This window comes from Synechococcus sp. NB0720_010, assembly GCF_023078835.1.
Taxonomy (GTDB): domain Bacteria; phylum Cyanobacteriota; class Cyanobacteriia; order PCC-6307; family Cyanobiaceae; genus Vulcanococcus.
Window position 1 is genome coordinate 70,538 of the sequence record NZ_CP090898.1, and the last position, 17,250, is coordinate 87,787.

Annotated in this window: 17 protein-coding genes; 7 read left to right on the top strand and 10 right to left on the bottom strand. The window is 63.3% G+C overall.

What is annotated here, in order from left to right:
• Positions 1-3: 3 nt before the first annotated feature.
• The 5 genes from LY254_RS00395 to LY254_RS00415 all read right to left on the bottom strand — a co-directional run bounded on the left by LY254_RS00395 (position 4) and on the right by LY254_RS00415 (position 5,402).
• Entirely contained in the window at positions 4-384 is a 381-nt protein-coding gene (locus tag LY254_RS00395; RefSeq protein WP_247477913.1) for a Crp/Fnr family transcriptional regulator, read from the bottom strand.
• A 32-nt stretch (positions 385-416) separates the two neighbouring features.
• Positions 417-1,586 (bottom strand): transaldolase, encoded by a 1,170-nt coding sequence (locus tag LY254_RS00400; protein WP_247477915.1) that lies wholly within the window; start codon positions 1,584-1,586, stop codon positions 417-419.
• 83 nt (positions 1,587-1,669) lie between these two features.
• Complete coding sequence (locus tag LY254_RS00405) at positions 1,670-3,487, bottom strand: penicillin-binding protein 2 (protein WP_247477917.1); 1,818 nt, start codon at positions 3,485-3,487, stop codon at positions 1,670-1,672.
• Positions 3,487-3,939, bottom strand: coding sequence for a hypothetical protein (locus LY254_RS00410; protein ID WP_010316655.1), 453 nt, complete (start codon positions 3,937-3,939; stop codon positions 3,487-3,489). The genes LY254_RS00405 and LY254_RS00410 overlap by 1 nt, the downstream gene beginning before the upstream one ends.
• Positions 3,940-3,992: 53 nt before the next feature.
• Complete coding sequence (locus tag LY254_RS00415; RefSeq protein WP_247477919.1) at positions 3,993-5,402, bottom strand: CPBP family intramembrane glutamic endopeptidase; 1,410 nt, start codon at positions 5,400-5,402, stop codon at positions 3,993-3,995.
• Positions 5,403-5,498: 96 nt separating this feature from the next.
• Here LY254_RS00415 and LY254_RS00420 point away from each other — a divergent pair, with 96 nt between their 5' ends.
• Both LY254_RS00420 and LY254_RS00425 read left to right on the top strand, forming a co-directional pair.
• A complete protein-coding gene (locus LY254_RS00420) occupies positions 5,499-6,860 on the top strand; it encodes a histidine phosphatase family protein (protein ID WP_247477920.1) in 1,362 nt (453 codons plus the stop codon).
• A 24-nt stretch (positions 6,861-6,884) separates the two neighbouring features.
• Complete coding sequence (locus tag LY254_RS00425; RefSeq protein WP_371820477.1) at positions 6,885-8,168, top strand: dihydroorotase; 1,284 nt, start codon at positions 6,885-6,887, stop codon at positions 8,166-8,168.
• Here LY254_RS00425 and lepB read toward each other — a convergent pair.
• The gene (gene lepB, locus LY254_RS00430) at positions 8,137-8,898 is read right to left on the bottom strand and encodes a signal peptidase I (RefSeq protein ID WP_247477921.1); all 762 of its coding nucleotides are present in this window, start codon (positions 8,896-8,898) and stop codon (positions 8,137-8,139) included. The two genes, LY254_RS00425 and lepB, sit on opposite strands and share 32 nt — an antisense overlap.
• 62 nt (positions 8,899-8,960) lie before the next feature.
• Between lepB and LY254_RS00435 the strand changes: the two genes are divergently transcribed.
• Entirely contained in the window at positions 8,961-10,454 is a 1,494-nt protein-coding gene (locus LY254_RS00435) for a hypothetical protein (protein WP_247477922.1), read from the top strand.
• On the opposite strand, the gene LY254_RS00440 is transcribed toward LY254_RS00435, so the two are convergent.
• The gene (locus LY254_RS00440; protein ID WP_247477923.1) at positions 10,420-10,794 is read right to left on the bottom strand and encodes a Spx/MgsR family RNA polymerase-binding regulatory protein; all 375 of its coding nucleotides are present in this window, start codon (positions 10,792-10,794) and stop codon (positions 10,420-10,422) included. The genes LY254_RS00435 and LY254_RS00440 overlap by 35 nt on opposite strands.
• Complete coding sequence (locus LY254_RS00445; RefSeq protein ID WP_247479943.1) at positions 10,791-11,150, bottom strand: 2Fe-2S iron-sulfur cluster-binding protein; 360 nt, start codon at positions 11,148-11,150, stop codon at positions 10,791-10,793. The genes LY254_RS00440 and LY254_RS00445 overlap by 4 nt, the downstream gene beginning before the upstream one ends.
• 142 nt (positions 11,151-11,292) lie before the next feature.
• Here LY254_RS00445 and LY254_RS00450 point away from each other — a divergent pair, with 142 nt between their 5' ends.
• The gene (locus tag LY254_RS00450) at positions 11,293-11,961 is read left to right on the top strand and encodes a class I SAM-dependent methyltransferase (protein WP_247477924.1); all 669 of its coding nucleotides are present in this window, start codon (positions 11,293-11,295) and stop codon (positions 11,959-11,961) included.
• Here the strand turns inward: LY254_RS00450 and LY254_RS00455 are convergent.
• Together LY254_RS00455 and LY254_RS00460 are read right to left on the bottom strand one after the other, a co-directional pair.
• Positions 11,958-12,473, bottom strand: coding sequence for an inorganic diphosphatase (locus tag LY254_RS00455; RefSeq protein WP_247477932.1), 516 nt, complete (start codon positions 12,471-12,473; stop codon positions 11,958-11,960). The two genes, LY254_RS00450 and LY254_RS00455, sit on opposite strands and share 4 nt — an antisense overlap.
• Positions 12,474-12,831: 358 nt before the next feature.
• A complete protein-coding gene (locus tag LY254_RS00460; protein ID WP_010316672.1) occupies positions 12,832-13,278 on the bottom strand; it encodes a hypothetical protein in 447 nt (148 codons plus the stop codon).
• Between the two features lie 240 nt (positions 13,279-13,518).
• On the opposite strand from LY254_RS00460, the gene LY254_RS00465 reads away from it, so the two are divergent.
• From LY254_RS00465 to LY254_RS00475, 3 genes are all read left to right on the top strand, one after another.
• On the top strand, positions 13,519-15,345 hold the full coding sequence (locus LY254_RS00465; protein ID WP_247477934.1) for a proline--tRNA ligase: 1,827 nt from the start codon (positions 13,519-13,521) through the stop codon (positions 15,343-15,345).
• 28 nt (positions 15,346-15,373) lie between these two features.
• Entirely contained in the window at positions 15,374-15,784 is a 411-nt protein-coding gene (gene psb27, locus LY254_RS00470) for a photosystem II protein Psb27 (RefSeq protein WP_010316676.1), read from the top strand.
• Positions 15,785-15,932: 148 nt separating this feature from the next.
• Positions 15,933-17,246 carry an adenylosuccinate synthase gene (locus LY254_RS00475; RefSeq protein WP_010316677.1) on the top strand — a complete coding sequence of 438 codons (1,314 nt, stop codon included), beginning with the start codon at positions 15,933-15,935 and terminating at the stop codon, positions 17,244-17,246.
• The last annotated feature ends 4 nt before the right edge of the window (positions 17,247-17,250 follow it).

The following is a 17,250-nucleotide window of genomic DNA, read 5'->3' on the forward strand; positions in this document are numbered from 1 at the left end:
CGCTCAGCCGACCTTGGTGCAGTCCTTGAGTTGCCTCAGGCGGTGATCAATTGAGCCCAGCAGCTCGATGGCGAACATGGGGGATTCCTGAACGGCGAAGAGGAACTTCTCGCGGTTCATCTTCAGCAGCTTGCAGTCGCTGACGGCTTTGGCATTGCCGTACCGGCGATGCTCCGCCGTCACCAGGGCACCGGCACCAAAGACGTCGCCGGCCTGAATGACCTCATGGCCGACCTCGTCGTTCCAAGTGAGCTCAACGGTTCCTTCCAGAACCCCGAACATGCAGTCTCCGGTCTCCCCGGAGGAGAAGATCGCATCACCTGCCGTTGCCTGAATCACCTCTCCCTGGCTGGCCAGGGCACGCATGGTTTCGAGGGCGTTCACGCAACAGCCAACCAACTGGCCCAGAGCCTAAGTCAGTTGTTAATAGCGAGGGCCGCACCGAGTCCGCCACGGATGTCATTGGGCAAAAGACGTCCGTCGTGATCGGTGTCCAGGGCATCGAACACAGCATCGGTCCCCAGCCATTCCTCGCGAGTGATGCAGCCATCGCCATCGAGGTCGTTCAGCAGGAAGATTTCCTGGGCGGCATGTTGGAAGGCACTGGCTCCCTCCAGTTCGCCCAAACGGTGGGCCAATTGGGCTTCCAAGGTCTCGATTGCCTTGGTGAATCCCCGGATACCCTCATCCAGTTTTTCAGTGGCCATCTGATCCTCGGCCATCATCGCCTTGAAGCCTTGGGCATCCAGGTGGATCTGTTGCTCCGTCGTCGCTGGATCAAAGGGGTTCAGTTTCCGTTGCAGATCCCCTTGGGTGTTGCGCAGTTGATCCAGGAGTTTGGGCGAGATGGTGAGTAGGTCACATCCCGCCAATTCGACGATCTCGTCGATGTTGCGGAAGCTCGCTCCCATGACCTCGGTTTTGTAGCCGAAGGTCTTGAAGTAGTTGAAGATCTTGGTGACCGAGAGCACGCCCGGATCCTCATGGCCGGGATAGCTCTCGCGGCCGGTGCTCTTTATGAACCAGTCGAGGATGCGGCCGACAAAGGGGGAGATCAAGGTGACGCCAGCCTCAGCGGCGGCCACGGCCTGAGCGAAGCTGAAGAGGAGGGTGAGGTTGCAGTGGATGCCCTCTTTTTCGAGCACCTCCGCGGCCTTGATGCCTTCCCAGGTGGAGGCAATCTTGATCAGCACGCGATCACGGCTGATGCCCGCTTGGCGATAAAGGCCAATCAGCTTGCGGGCCTTGGTGATCGTCGCTTCGGTGTTGAAGCTCAGGCGCGCATCCACTTCGGTGGAGACCCGGCCGGGGACGATCTTGAGAATTTCCTTGCCGAAGGTGACGCAGATCTCGTCGAGGGCTTCGCGCACCACCTCTTCAGCCGGTGCCGAGGGGCCGCAGACCTCGCGGGACTCCCGCAGGGAGGTATCGATCAGGTTTTGGTAGGTCGGGATCTGGGCCGCCGCCAGGATCAACGAAGGGTTGGTGGTGGCATCCCGGGGGGTGAACTGCTGAATCGCATCGATGTCACCGGTATCGGCGACAACAACGGTCATCGCGGCCAGTTGGTCGAGGAGATTGGCCATGCCGGGCACCAAACGTATTTTCAAGCTAGCGATGCCAATCGGGGCGTGACTCCCGTTGTCATCAAGCGGTCACGCAGTGCGATCTACTGACGGGCCGTTGTGGGAACCGTGCGGCTGGGCGGGATTTTCTCAATCACCAATAAGGCCTCAATGATTTGCTTGGCGACGGGAACCGCCACCGTTGATCCGTAGGCGTTTTCGCCCTTCGGCTCATCGACAACGACCAACACGACATAGCGCGGTTGGTTGATCGGCAAATGGGCGATGAAGCTCGTGATCTTGGCTCCGGCCACGTAGACACCATTGCGTGCCTTTTGCGCCGTCCCTGTTTTGCCGCCAATCCGGTGGCCTGGGATTTGTACGCCACGGCCACTGCCTTTCTCCACCACCGTCTCCATCCAATTGAGGACGGTTTGGGCGATGGCGGGCCGGATCAGTTGCACCCCTGAGGCCGGCGGGGCGCTGGCCAGGTCATCACCGGAGCGCAGGCCGCGGGTGATGTGGGGACTGACCAGCCTGCCGCCGTTCGCCAACATCGCGTGCAGCTGGATCAATTTCAGGGGCGTCAGGTTGAAGCCTTGACCGAAGGCGGCCGTTGCGGGCTCGATCGGTTGGGTTTTAAAGGTCTCGAGGGATTTGAGCTGACCGGCTACGGCGCCGGGCAGGTCGGTATCCGGAGTGTTGTCGATTCCCAGGGTGTGGAGCCAATGCCAGAAGCGTGCCGGTTGAACCCGCCGCATCGCTTCCACCATTGCCACGTTGCTGGAGACCTGCAGGACCGTTGGGAAGTCGATCAAGCCATTGCCTTTGCGGTCGTGGTTAAAGATCGGCCAGCCGCCAACGGTCAGTTGGCCGGAGTCATTCACCTTTCCTGACGGGTCAATGGCGTTTTCCTGAAGGGCGATCGCCAGGTTGATCGGCTTGAAGGTTGACCCCGGTTCATAGAGATCTTGGACGGACCACTCACGGAACAATCCCGGCTGGAACTTCCAGAACTGGTTGGGGTTGTAGGTCGGGGTGGAGGCCAGGGTCAGCAGCTCACCGTTGCGGACATCCATGACCAACGCGGCCCCGCGCTTGGCCTTCCACTGCTGGACCTGTTTGGCCAGTGCCATCTGGGCGACTTGCTGCAGGCGGGCATCGAGGGTGAGCTGCAGCTTGAGGTCGTCGCCGTAGAGCACCCCTGGTTTCAGACCATCGGGCAGGGGCGTGCCATCGGCTCCACGCCGGAGACTTTTGGAGGCTTCTTGGCGACGCAGGTCGCGGTCACGGCTCTGCTCGAGACCCGCCTGGGGGACCCGCTCGAGATTGAGGAAGCCAACGACATTGGCGAAAAGTCCCCCTTGGGGGTAGACCCGCTGGGGATAGGCCTCAAGGTCGACACCGCTGATGCCCAGCTCGCGCACCCGTTGTGCGGTTTCTGGGTCGAGCTCGCTGGCCAGCTTCACCCCTGACTTACGGCCATCCATGGCCTTGAGCAACTCGCCCATGGGCTTGGCCAGGACGGGGGAGAGTTTGCGCGCCACATCCAGGGGGCTGCGCAGCCTTCCGATGTCGTCTCCAGGGAAGGAGAAGTAGCGGGGGTGGGCCCAGAGGGTGAAGCGCTCTTCATCCAGGGCAACCAGCCGACCCTGGCGATCAACGATTGTCCGCCTGCGGCCAAGGGGCGTGATCGTTTGGGTCTGAATCGCTCGGGCCCGGTTCAACAATTCGTTGCCCTGGATCACCTGAACCCAGGCCAGCCGCAGCGCTAAACCACTGAGTCCAGCCGCCAGAAGGCCGTAGACGAGCCAAAGCCGGCGCGGGGGCACCGGCTGCAAATCCACGACCCGGTTGCGTCTTGGACCACGTCCTTCCCGTGGTGCAGGGGCGCGCCGACCCTGCAGCCCCTGCTGCGCCATCAGTAGCCCGGAAGAATTTGACCGGGATTGACTTGGGCCAAGAGGGCTTCGAAGTCTGGCCCTGCTGAGACGGCCGGCGGAGCGACGTACACGAGCTTTTCACTGCTGGTGGGCTCCAGCAGGGCCGGCTTGCGGGTCATCGAGAGGTGATGCTGCTCGAGCACCGCCGCTGATTCCTGCAGGCGGTGCTCCAGCCGCTGGGTCGCTTCAAGGGATTGGAAGCTGCTGGTCCAGCGGCCCTGCCAGTGGAGCGTCAGGGCGCTGAGACCGACAACGGCAACTCCCAGGCCGACGAGACTTCCATCGGCAATGCGATGCAAATTGCCAAGCCACGGCGCTTGGCGATCCAGCTTGCGGGCAAGCAGCGTGCCTTGAATCAGCTCGAGGGAACGGCTGGAGCGGCTGCCCGGCGCTCTGTTGCTCTTCTGGAGCGGAACGGCAACCACAAACATCAACGCGTGCTGCGCAAGTCAACCACGCGAGAGCGCTTCCAGCAAGGGGGTTTTCACCAACCCAGAACAACGAGATTGGCGAAGGTCAGGCTGTTCCAGAGGGCGTGCATCAGCACGCAACTGCCGAGCCGTCCACTGCGCCAGCGCAGCCAGCCCAAGCCGAGCCCCAGCACCATCAGCGGTGGAAATTCTCCGAGGCTGGAATGGGCCACGGCGAAGACAGCGGCGCTGACCACAATTCCCCAGCCCGATCCCCAGTAGCGCGCGGCAACGGGCAGCAGCGCACCGCGAAAGATCGTCTCCTCAAACAAGGGGGCAAGGACGATGGCGGTGATTCCAAAACAAGCCAGAGCGGGGATGTTGTGTCCGTTGAGGACCAATTCCAGGAGGGGATTGCTGCCGCCCGGATCGCCAAAGAGTTGTCCCTGAAGCCAGCCCACCAGGCTCACCAGGGGCAGCACCATCAAGAATCCTTTGAGGGCTTGGCCAAAGCAAAGCGGCAGGGGGGACCAGCGGAATTGCAACCATCCCCCCTGGGGCCCTGGCCCGAGGGGCTTCAGCAGCAGCCGCAGGATCAGCAGTGGCCCTGTCATCAAGGCGCCGTAGAGGACCACGACACTGATCCCCTGTTTGAGCACAGCCTCGATCGGCCAGTCCTGCAGCAGCCGCGTCAGCAGCGGTGCCACCAGCAGGGGAGTGATGAGCTCACCGACGACCACAAAACCGCCGGCCACCAGCAGAACTGTGTCAATGCCGGAGAGGGCTGGGCCGAGCCATGGGGGCGCCGCTGGAGTCTTTCCGCGCCAGCGCCTCCAGAGCTCGCGAATCAGCAGGGCGATGCCGCCGAGCAGTCCCAGGCCGGGCACCAGGGTGACCGCCAGCAGCTGCACGCTGGCCTGCCTGGCGACCTGATCCCCCTGGCAGGCCTCAGGGCCCAGCAGTGCTTCGCAGCTCCACTGGCGTACAAGCGTTGATCCCTTGAGCTCGGCAAGAAGTTGCTCGCGCGACTGGCGGCCGTGCTGTTCGGGGTTCAGCAGCACGGTGGCGATCGCCTGCTGGGCTCCCCCTTCTTGGCGGAGCTGCTTCAGCAGGGACTGCGCTTGGCTCAGGTCCCCTGTGCGTTGCAGCAGCAGGGCTTGCTCAAGCAGCAGTCCTGGGGGTGGATTGCGCCCCTCCTCCTCGCTGTCGTTGATCGCGTTCTGGAGGCTCTCCTGGAGGGTTCGCAGGGGATCACCCGAGCTCAGCAGCGGACGGATGGGCTCGCTCAAGTTCCCCTGGGCCAGCACGCTCAGCTCCAGCTGGCGTCGGCTGAGGTCATCGCCAACGGAGGGGCGTTGCAGGCTGCTGACGAGTCCGTTGAGCCAGAGCAACAGGCTGAGGGCCAGGCTGACCAGCGCCAGGGCCGATTTCCAGTTGGGTGTGTCTGACCTGCGTGGACTGTTGGACTCCTTTTCCGTGCTCACCCCACCGCCCCGTGCATCTCACTGGGCTGCATTCTGCGGCCCAGTGAGGGGCCATAGAGCCCTCAAATACGATGCCGTTTCGTTAAGGAAGTGCCCGTGTCCCTCCGGATCCTGCTGGTTCGCCACGGCCTGAGCAGCTTCAACCTCGAGCACCGGATCCAGGGCCGAGATGACCTCTCGAGCTTGACCGATGTGGGCGCTAAGCAGGCGCTGGCCACCGGTGAAGCCCTGCGGGCTCTGACGATTGATGCGGCTTACAGCTCTCCGCTGCGGCGCGCCCACGACACGGCCAAGGCCCTGCTGGCGGCGCAGGGATCCAGCGTGGATCTGCAGTTGAGCGATGACCTGCTCGAGGTGGACCTGGCCCCTTGGAGTGGCCTGCTGAGCAGTGAGGTCCAGACGCAGTTTCCCCAGGACTACGCCACATGGAAACGGAGCCCTGAGCAGCTCCAGCTGCGGCGCGCCGATGGATCCGAGTACGCCCCGATCCCAGAGTTGATGGCGCAGGCCCAGCGCTTTCTCGATGGTCTGCTGGCGGCCCATGAGCCAGGGGGAAGCCCCAAGACCGTTCTGGTGGTCGGTCACAACGCGATCCTGCGTTGCCTCGTGCTGGCCCTCCTTGGCTTGGAGGCTTCCGGCTTCCGTCGCCTTCGCTTAGAGAACGCCTCCTTGTCGGTGTTCAACGTCAGTCCTGCGCCAGCCGGTTCGGCCTCCAAGCCCGTCGCGGTTCAAATCGAATCGCTGAACGGCACGACCCACCTGCAGCCCGAGGTCTGCGGAAGCAGCCTGCCCAGCAAAGGTCCAGGCCCCCGGATGCTGCTGGTGCGCCATGGCGAAACCGACTGGAACCGCCAAGGGCGCTTCCAGGGGCAAATCGATATCCCCTTGAACGAGAACGGCCGAGCCCAAGCCGCCGCCGCCGGCGAGTTCCTGCGCAAGGTGAGCTTTGATCGGGCCTATTCCAGTTCCATGTCTCGCCCCCGTCAGACGGCGGAGGGGATCTTGAAGCACCACGCGGGGGTGCCCCTCACCAGCGTCTCTGATCTGGTGGAAATCGGCCACGGTGAATGGGAGGGCCGCCTGGAGGAGGAGATCTCTGCGGGCTGGGCGGAGCTCCTGGCCGACTGGAAACGTGCCCCCGAAACCGTGCAGATGCCTGGTGGGGAGACCATTCACGACGTCTGGGATCGCTCCTTGCGGGGCTGGAACACCATTGCTGCGAGCTTGGCCGCAGAAGAGACCGCCCTGGTGGTGGCCCACGATGCCGTGAATAAGACGATCCTCTGCGCGTTGCTGGGCCTGACTCCGGCAGATATCTGGGCCGTCAAGCAGGGCAACGGCGGCGTCACCGTGATCGACTACCCCAACGGAGCCGATCAAGCCCCAGTGGTGGTGTGTTTGAACCAAACGGCGCATCTTGGGGGGGTGATCGATCGAACCGCTGCCGGTGCGCTCTGATCGCCCCAGTCCCCCGCGTTGACCATGTCCATGTCTCTCCCCCAAGCCCTGGTGCTGCGCCAGGTTCAGCTGTTGGAGGGACCAGGCCAGGCGCTTCGCCGCACTGACGTGCGTCTGGAGCAGGGCCGGATCGTCTCCTGGGGTGAGGGTTGCCTGGATCAAGGCACCCCAGAGATCGAGGCCTCGGGGCTCCTGTTGGCCCCTGCCCTGGTCGATCCCCATTCCTGCCTGGACGATCCCCAGAACGGGGTGGCTGAAACCAGGGCCTCCCTCGAGCGTTCCGCGATTGCCGCGGGGTACGGCACCGTCGCTGTTCTGCCGGACTCCTGCCAGTGGCGCGACTCCCCTGAACGACTACAGGCTTTGGCTCCGGTGTCCTCAGGGAGCTTCGAGCTTCTGCGCTGGGGCAGCTTCAGCCTGGCGGGGGATGGCCAGGAGCTGGCCCCCCACGGCGATCAATTGGCCAGTGGAGCCCTGGGGCTGGCGGATGGCGCCCAACTCCCCTCTCTGCCGCTGCTTGAGCGTGGCCTCAGCCTGGCGGAAATGGACAACGCTCCCGTCCTCCTCTCTCCCCGTGATCGCCGCCTGGCCCAAGAGGGGTTTGTCCGAGAGGGTGTCGCGGCCCTGCGGGCGGGATGGCCCATGGATCCCTCCACCAGTGAAAGCCTGCCCCTGCGCAGCCTGTTGGCGCTGGCCGAGCGCTATCCCTCGCGACGCCTGCAGCTGATGAATCTCTCCACCGCCGAGGCGGTGAACCTGCTCGAGGCCGTGGCCCCAGACCAGCGCCCGCCCGCCACGGTCTGTTGGTGGCATCTGCTGGTGGACTCCGCCAGCTTGGATCCAATCGCGGAGGGGTGGCGTGTGGAGCCGCCCCTGGGATCCGCCCTGGATCGCCAGCGGCTGAAGCATGGGCTGCGCCAGGGGCTGATCAGCGCCGTGGCGGTTAACCATCAAGCGCTGGATCCTGAAGAGCAGCTGCTTCCGGTGGATCAGCGCCGCCCTGGTGTCGCCGGCCATCGCTTCGTTCTGCCGGCCCTCTGGCAGGAGCTGGTGCAGGTGGATGGCTGGAGTGCCGAGGAGCTCTGGCAGGTGCTCTGTTTTGGCCCCGCCTCACTGCTGGGTCTCGCTCCTCCCCAGCTGTCTCTCGGCACGGATCGCTGGTTGCTCTTTGATCCCCAGCAGGTCTGGTCGGCCCAGCAGGATTCCTACGCTCCGCTGGCTGCCAACCAGCCCCTGGCGAAGGCAACCCTCAAGGGGCAGGTGCTGGCGACGGGGCTCAACCCCCAGCTTTGGCGCCGGAGTCCTTAAGCGGATCGCTGCTCGCTAACGCACCGGATGTGGGGAGGGGCCAGAAGCGCCAGAAGGCCCGTCCAATGATTTCCTGCTCAGGAAGGAAGGCGCCACCGGGCCAGAAACGACCATCCCAGCTATTCGCCCGGTTGTCCCCCAGCACCAGGACATGGCCCGGAGGGACAACGGCATTCAGGGTCCGGCATTGCCCCATGCCCAGGGCATCGACGGGGCAGTAGTTCTGCACGTAGGGCTCCTTGAGCCAGCTGCCGTTGATGTTGACCTGCCCTCGCGGGTTGACGACGACCCGATCACCGGAGACGGCGACGACGCGTTTGATGTAGGCATCACAGGCAGGATCGGCGACCCCTGGAATGCTGTTCAGAATGGGCAGCTGGGCCAGGACGCAACTGAAGGGTCCGACCTTGCGATCAGCGCTCAGAACGGGATCGAAGTGGTGGGGTGCATGGAAGACCACGATCTCCCCTCGTTTGGGTGAGCGGCTGCGCAGGGAGAGTTTCTCCACCAGCAGCCGGTCCTGCAGCTGTAGTCCAGGCAGCATCGAACCCGAGGGGATGTAGCGGGCCTCCAGGACGTAATGGCGCACGCCCAGGGCCACTCCGAGGGTGATCAGCACCCCCCTCCAGAACACCCAGGGACTCTCCTGGGGGGGCTGTTGAGGGGTGCGTTCGGGGTCTGAACCTCCGCTGTTGCTGCTGGCGGCTTGTGTTGGATCGTGCGAGGACAAGGACGGGGCTGCCAGCTGGGGGTTCGGCTAGGGAAGATTAGGTCCGTCCCCTCGCTTGATCGATGGTTCGTCCGCGTTGGTTGTCCGTTCAGCGAACCGGCGCGGCGCGCAGCTGGTTGATCTGGGATCGGACCATTGCCCTTTGGGCCACGGTCAATTTGGTCTGGGTGGTCTTTGACATCACCTATGTCCCATTCCGCACCTTCTGGTTGCAACGGAATCTGACCCCGATTCCCCAGGTGCCGCTGGTGGTTCCGCTGACGGTTCTGCCCAACATCACCCCGCTCTACGACCCGGTGAAGGGCATTGAGCCCCATCGGGAGACCCAGGGCTATCTGCAGCAGTTCGATCAACTGGATGGGGCCCTGCTCAAACCCGCTCCATTGAGCAATTCGCTTCAGCTGCGCCGTCAACAGGTGGCACTGACCGAGGCGATGATCAACGAGAACCCCTTTGCCGCCTCAGGTAACAGCGGCACCCTCGAGAAAATCAAGAATCGCCTGCGTCAGCGAGCTGGCTTGGACTCCGCTAAGGAGTCCGCGCAGCGCCTGCTCTCGGACGGCTGGCTACAGCAACACTCCTGGGAGGAGGAGCGGCGTTTCTGGCAGCAGCAGATCCTGCCGCTGGTGGCCACGAGCTATTGGCGCTCCATTGATGAGAACGGCCGCCCCACGGATCACTTCTGGCGCTACGACCTTCTGCTCTTTCAAAGCGTCTTCGCCTTCGACATCCTGCTGCGGATGCTGCGTTTGCGGCGGCGCTTCCCAGGCCTGAGTTGGCGGGATGCCCTGCTGCGGCGTTGGATCGATCTGCCGCTGTTGCTGCCCTTTTGGCGCTGGATGCGCCTGGCGCCGGTGGTGGAGCGCTTGAGTCAGACGGGAATGATCAATGTCGAGCCGCTGCGGGCCGTGATTAGTCGCGGTGTCGTCTCACTCTTGGCATTGGAGCTCTTTGAGGTTTTGGCTCTGCAATTGGTGGATGGCACCCAATCGCTGATTCGATCGCCCCAGTGGCCGCGCATGATTCGGAGCCTGCGTAGCCACCAGAGTGTCAGCGCGCTACCCCCCCAGCTCGAGCAGCCCCTGCTGGGTTTGCTGCAGTTGTGGGGACCGATGGTGCTCGGCCAGGTCACCCCCAGGCTGACCCCAGAGCTGCAGTCCCTGCTCAGCCATGCCCTCGAGCAAAGTCTCCGAGAGGTGCCAGGGGGGGCGGTGGTTCCCTCTGCCCTGGCCCGTCAGCTCACCGCCAGCATGGTGGAGACCGTCGTTGAGCTCTCCCGGACAACTGCGGATCGCTTGGCACAGAGCGATGACCGGCAGGCGGAACTGCTGCAGCGCTTCGGCGATCGCTTCTGGGAGGAGTTGGCGGCGGCTCTGGAGCGCGGGGACACCCTGGAGCGCAGTCAGGAGCTGCTCTGCGGCTTGCTCCAGCAGGTGAAGTTGAACTACTTGGCCCAGGTCAACCGCGCCGGCATCGGCGCCTTGATGGAGGAACTCGATGAACTGACAGCGCCTGTGCCGCTTAGCCCAGAGCCGCCTGCCACTCCTCAGGCTTGAATCCCACCAGGGCCGTGCCGGCTTCGGTGATCGCGAAGGGACGTTTGATCAGCTTCCCGTCAGCAGCCAAGGCAGCAAGGGCCTCGTCATCGCTGAGTGCAGCCACGGCTGCGGCACCAAGGGCTCGATAGCTCTGGCCACTGGTGTTGAACAGCCGCTTTCGCCCCAGGCTGTTGAAGGCCAGGCGCAGGTCGTCCGGGCCCGGGGGATTGAGGGTGATATCGATCAGCTCGAGATTCCCATTCCCAACAGAAAAGCCCTGCTGGTCAAGCCATTGCAGGGCTTTGCGGCAGGTGCCGCACTTGGGATAACTGAAGAGCCGAAGACGGCTGCTGCTCACTTGCCCAGCAGGCTCTTGATGGCGCCCACGAGGCTGTTGGAGCCGCTTCCGGTGCCGCCTTGGGGCCGGGTGCGAACGGTCACATCACCGTTGACGCTGGTGCGGCAGCTCAGGCGGTAGTTAGCGGGACGGTCAGCCAGGTAGACCTGCTCGACGTCACTACGGGGGGAGAGGTTCTGCATGCCCTCAACCACCTCGACGACGCAGGTGCCGCACTGGCCGACGCCACCACAGTTATTGAGGTTGTTCAGACCGCCGTAGGGATTGACGCCTGCATCCACGGCAGCCTTGCGAAGGTTGGCCCCTTCAATGCATCCGACCTGCTGGCCTTCCTGTTCAAAACGGATGGTGGGCACGGTCGGGCGGGGATCTTCGGCGCCGACAAACCTACCTGGCCGCAGACGTTCTTTGACGTTGTTTGCTGCGGCTGACACCAAATGCAGCGTCCTGCCGTGTCGCATTGGGCTGCTTAGCATTGGCCTTTCTTTGGCCGAAACGGTGCATCCAGCGGGTTACGACCGTCTCCAGAGCCAAGTCATTCCCGGCTACGGAAGTCTGGCTCGCCTGGCCGTGGCCCTGCTCAGCAGCTCACCTCAGGCTCAGATCGAGGGATCATCCGTCCTGGTGGCGGGCTGCGGCACCGGTGCGGAGCTTCTGGAAGCGGTTGCGCAGCGTCCGGATTGGCGGCTGACGGCCTTGGATCCCAGCGACGAGATGCTCCAGGCCTCGCGCGATCGCCTGGGTGAAGGGGTTCCCATTCGTTGGCATCAAGACACGGTCGAGGGGTTTGTCGCCGCTGACGCCGAAGCCGGTGGCTACGCCGGCGCCCTCTCGGTGCTGGTGCTTCAGTCCCTTCCTGATGACGGCAGCAAACTGGCCTATCTGAGCGCCCTAGCCCAGTGCCTTCAGCTCGGGGCTCAGCTGGTCTTAGTTGACTTGATGCGCAGCTCCCTGACGTCGTTGGAGCCCCAGCTCGATGCGGCCTGGGATCGCTTCCAGCGCGCAAGTGGCCTCGATCTCACCCGCGATCAGTTGGCCTCGGAGGGTTTGCATCCCATCGGTCTGGCCCGTCTCACCAGCCTGGTCAACGCCGCTGGTTTTGGTGATCCGGCCCGGGTGTTTCAGGCCCTGGGTTTTGAAGGCTTTTTGCTCCAGAAGCGGGGTTAAGGCTGTTGCGCTGCGGCGCTGCAGGCTTCGATCAGCGCAGGGACGGCGTCCGCATCGAGCCACCCCAGGATGTCGACGACCCGGCCCTCCATGCTCTTGTAGGTCCGGAAGAATTCGGCCACCTCTTCGAGCTGCACCGGAGCGATCTGTCGAATGCTGTTGATGCCCCGTTGGTTGGGATCGGCCGCAGGAACGCAGAGGAGCTTGCCGTCATGGGCCCCCTCGTCGAGCATGTCGAGGATGCCGATGGGACGGGCCTGGATCAGGCATCCGGCAAAGGTGGGTTCGTGCATGATCACCATCGCGTCCAGAGGAGCGCCGTCCTCTGCGAGGGTGTTGGGGATAAAGCCGTAGTCGAAGGGGTAGCGCACGGAGGAGTGCAGCACCCGATCGAGGGCCATCACTCCAGCCTCTTGGTTGAACTCGTATTTATTGCGGCTTCCAGCTGGAATCTCCACCACGAGGTTCACTAGCCCTGGCCGCGGGGAGGCCTGCAGACTGCGCAAATCCATGGCTGGGTTGCTCGATCACGCCAGAGGGGGGAGCCGCTACCTGAGCGGGACCCGATCGACTGCCCAGCACGCTGGCGATCGGAATCACCATGGTGCAGACGGCAACGACAAAGCCCAGAAGGGGAGCGGCGGAGTCGTAAATAGGGCTGGAACTAAAGGGTTCCTCGCTCGATTCGCTCAACACGGGGGTGGATCTGCTGCTTGCGGCTTGCGTGGTGGCCGGAGCCTGAGCCGCAGGAGCGGATCCGCTGGTTCGGGGAGGGGGATCTGAGTCCATCGACGGGGTTAATGAAAACCCTCAGTACAGATTAGATATGTGCATCCTGACATCCGGCGATGGGACTGTCAGGTGCAGCGTCTATGCCGCGGGGCGTTCTTGCTCGTGCTGATCCCGCCGGCTATCGAGGGTGGTTGGGCTGAGATTGCTCGAGTCCAGAAGCTCTCGAATCGTGCGCAGTTCTTCGAGGATCGAACCCAGGAGTTGCTGGGTTGCCGTTGAAGGGGAGTTCAGTACCTCAACGGTCACTTCCTTGATGCGCAGGACGTCCCGGGCGAAGCGAGCCACCTCATTGGGGTGGAACATCAAGGGTTCTTTCTGATCGCTGCGGTACTCGGGGTTGAGTTTGCGGGGATTGAAAGGCGGGTTGAGGTTGCGCGGATCGGTGTTGGTGTAGCGGTAGACCGAGGCCCGTGAGCGGTTCAACGAACGCTGAACTTCGTCGATGCCAATCAGGTTCTCGGATTGTTCGGAGCTATTGGCTGCGCCTTCTGCACTGGCTTCAATCGCAGCGGCTGCACTGGCCATCCCTTGCCCCATTCCTGAAGTGAACGAATGGGGGTTCATGAGACGTGCGTGCGACGGGTTGGAATCAAGCGGAAACTAGCAGGCTTTCCTCTCTGCAACTGAAATTTCGTCTTGATTTCCGCTTCACTTGTGGCGCTTTTTTAAGCGGGTGGGACGGAACGGTTCGTGGGGCTGCAAATGCTGGCTCCAGGGCTGCTCGAGCAGGTGATAGCTTCCGGCCTCTTTCCTTGCTCGGATCTCATGCGCGTCTCCCGCCTGATGCTGGTGACGCTGCGGGATGACCCCGCCGAGGCTGAGATTGCCTCCCACAAGCTGTTGCTGCGAGCCGGCTATATCCGCAGGATTGGCAGCGGCATCTACGCCTATCTCCCCCTCCTCTGGCGCGTCCTTCAGAAGGTCTCAGCCGTTGTCCGCGAGGAACTCAACGCGGCGGGTGCCCTGGAGACGCTCCTGCCCCAGCTCCAGCCGTCTGAGCTCTGGCAGCGCAGCGGGCGCTGGGCCGGGTACACCGACGGCGAGGGGATCATGTTTCACCTTGAGGACCGTCAAGGTCGCGAGCTCGGTCTCGGCCCGACCCACGAGGAGGTCATCACGGCACTCGCCGCTGATCTGCTTCGTTCCTACCGGCAACTCCCGGTCAACCTGTATCAGGTGCAGACCAAGTTTCGCGATGAGATTCGTCCCCGCTTCGGTCTGATGCGTGGGCGCGAATTCATCATGAAGGACGCCTATTCGTTCCACGCCAATGAGGACTGCCTGAAGCAGACCTACGGCCTGATGGACCAGGCTTACCGCAGGATCTTTCAGCGTTGTGGCCTGCGGGCCGTCGCCGTCGAGGCCGACAGTGGTGCCATCGGCGGTTCGGCCAGCCAGGAATTCATGGTCACGGCTGAATCCGGTGAGGATTTGATCTTGGCCGCCGGCGATGGCCGCTACGCGGCGAACCAAGAGCGGGCGGTTTCCCTACCACCCGAGCCCCAGCCGCTTCCGCCCGGCTCGGCTGTGGAGCGGATCGAGACCCCTGGTCAAAGCACCATTGAGGCCCTGAGCCAGGCCCAGGGTTGGCACCCCACGCAGGTGGTCAAGGTGCTCCTATTGCTGGCTCGCTTTGAAGACGGCCTGCAGCAGCCGTTGCTCGTCTCCCTGCGGGGCGACCAGCAGCTCAATGAGGTCAAGTTGAGCAATGCCGTCAGTCACCGGCTCTCGGCTAAGCACGGCACCCTTTTGGACCTGCAAGCACTGCAGCCCGATGAGGCGGCCAAGCAAGGCCTGACGGGGATTCCCTTTGGTTACATCGGGCCGGATTTGAGCGATTCGATGCTCTCCGGTGCCAAGTCTTGGGCCCCCCGCTTTGAGCGCTTTGCCGATGGCACCGCCACGGCCTTGGAGGTCTTCATTTGCGGCGCGAATGAGCGTGATGACCATCGGCTGGGCGTGAGCTGGGCTGCGCTCGGGGGTGCTCCTGATTCAGGCGATCTGCGCTCCGCGCAGCCCGGGGATCGCTGCGTCCATGACCCCAGTCAAACCCTCGAAGCCAGCCGTGGAATCGAGGTTGGGCACATCTTCCAGCTCGGCAGGAAGTACTCCACGGCCCTGGACGCCACCTTTACCAATGAGTCCGGCCAGGAGGAGCCCCTGTGGATGGGCTGCTACGGCATCGGTGTATCGAGGCTGGCCCAGGCCGCCGTCGAGCAACACCACGACGCCAACGGAATCTGTTGGCCCACCGCAATCGCTCCCTATGAGGTGATTGTCGTGATCGCCAACGTCAAAGAAACGGAGCAGGTGGACTTGGCGGAACGTCTCTACGACCAGTTGCAGGCGGCCGGCGTTGATGTGTTGCTCGACGACCGCTCTGAACGGGCTGGCGTCAAGTTCAAGGACTCAGAGCTGCTCGGAATTCCCTGGCGGGTCGTGGTCGGTCGCGGCGCGGCTGAGGGGCAGGTGGAGTTGGTTCAGCGCTCCACTGGTGCCAAACAGGACCTCGCGGCCGACCAGCTGGAAGCCACCTTGCTGCCCCAGCTCCTGCTGGAGCGTCAAGGACTTCTGGCCGCCGAGGCCCCCTAGGATCCCGCTCAAGTTGATCCCGAGTCCGATGGCAGCTGGTTGGCGTCGAATCAAAGCAGCCCTGCTGGCTGTCTGCCTGGGCCTGACCCTGCTGGTGACGGCTTGCTCTGGCAGCTCGGGTCCCCTGACCGGTAACTACGCGGAGGACACGGTTGTCGTCGCGGATCAGCTGATGGCCACCATTGCCATTGCGGCTGATGATCCTGGCCGCAGTGAGGCGGAGACCTCGGCACGGGCCCTGATCAATGACTACATGGCCCGCTACCGCCCCCAGGCCAAATTCAACGGCTTGGCCTCCTTCACCACCATGCAGACGGCCCTGAACTCCCTGGCGGGCCACTACGCGAACTACCCAAATCGCCCCGTCCCCGATGCCCTGAAGGAGCGCCTGAATAAGGAGCTCAAAAAAGCTGAGACCGGTGTCGTGCGCGGCGCCTGATCGTCTCCGCCTTCGTTGTTTGAACCCAAAGCGGTCCGGATGGGCCGCTTTTTTAATCCAAACAATTCCGTGATTGTTTTGACGGAGGGTCACCTCATCTGAGATCCTTGATCCTTGTGCTTAGAAGCGGCTGCGGGCCGCTGTGTCCTTGGCCAACGTTGTCGTCATCGGTGCTCAATGGGGTGACGAGGGGAAGGGCAAGATCACCGATCTCCTGAGTCGTTCGGCCGATGTGGTCGTCCGTTATCAGGGCGGTGTGAATGCCGGCCACACGATTGTTGTGGATGACAAGGTGCTGAAGCTGCACCTGATTCCCTCCGGCATTCTTTACCCAGGAACCGTCTGCCTGATTGGCTCCGGCACCGTTGTGGACCCCAAGGTCATGATCGGTGAGCTGGACATGCTCGCTGAGAACGGCATCCCGGTCGACGACCTGCGTTTGGCCGCGACGGCCCACGTGACGATGCCCTACCACCGCCTGTTGGATCAGGCGATGGAGCAGCGCCGCGGGGATCAGCGCATTGGCACCACCGGCCGTGGCATTGGCCCGACCTACGCCGATAAGTCCCAGCGCAACGGGATCCGGGTGATCGACATCCTGGATGAATCGCGCCTTCGGGAACGTTTGGCCGGTCCGCTGGCGGAGAAGAACGAGATCCTGCAAAAGATCTACGGCATCGAGCCCCTGGATTTCGACGCCGTCGTTGCTGAGTACGTGGCCTACGGCCAGCGCTTGGCTCCCCACGTCGTCGATTGCACCCGCACCATTCACCAGGCGGCCAAGGCCAAAAAGAACATCCTGTTTGAGGGTGCCCAGGGCACCCTGCTGGATCTCGATCACGGCACCTACCCCTACGTCACCTCCTCGAATCCAGTCAGTGGTGGTGCCTGCATTGGTGCTGGCGTCGGTCCGACCCTGATTGACCGCGTGATCGGTGTGGCCAAGGCCTACACCACCCGCGTCGGTGAAGGTCCCTTCCCTACGGAATTGGAGGGCAGCCTGAATGACCACCTCTGCGATCGAGGTGGTGAATTTGGAACTACCACCGGACGTCGCCGCCGCTGCGGTTGGTTTGACGGGGTGATCGGCCGCTATGCCGTTGAGGTCAACGGTCTCGATTGCCTGGCCATCACCAAGCTCGATGTTCTCGATGAACTCGACGAGATCCAGGTCTGTGTGGCCTATGAACTCGATGGCCAGCGCATCGAGCACTTCCCCGGCTCCGCTGAGGATTTCGCCCGCTGTCAGCCCATCTTTGAGACCCTGCCGGGTTGGCAGACCTCCACGGCTGATTGCCGCCGCCTTGAGGATCTTCCCCCGACGGCCATGAGCTATCTCCGCTTCCTTGCTGAGCTCATGGAAGTGCCGATTGCGATCGTTTCCTTGGGTGCTGATCGCGACCAAACCATCGTGGTCGAAGACCCCATTCACGGTCCCAAGCGGGCCCTGCTGAGCCGCTGATTCC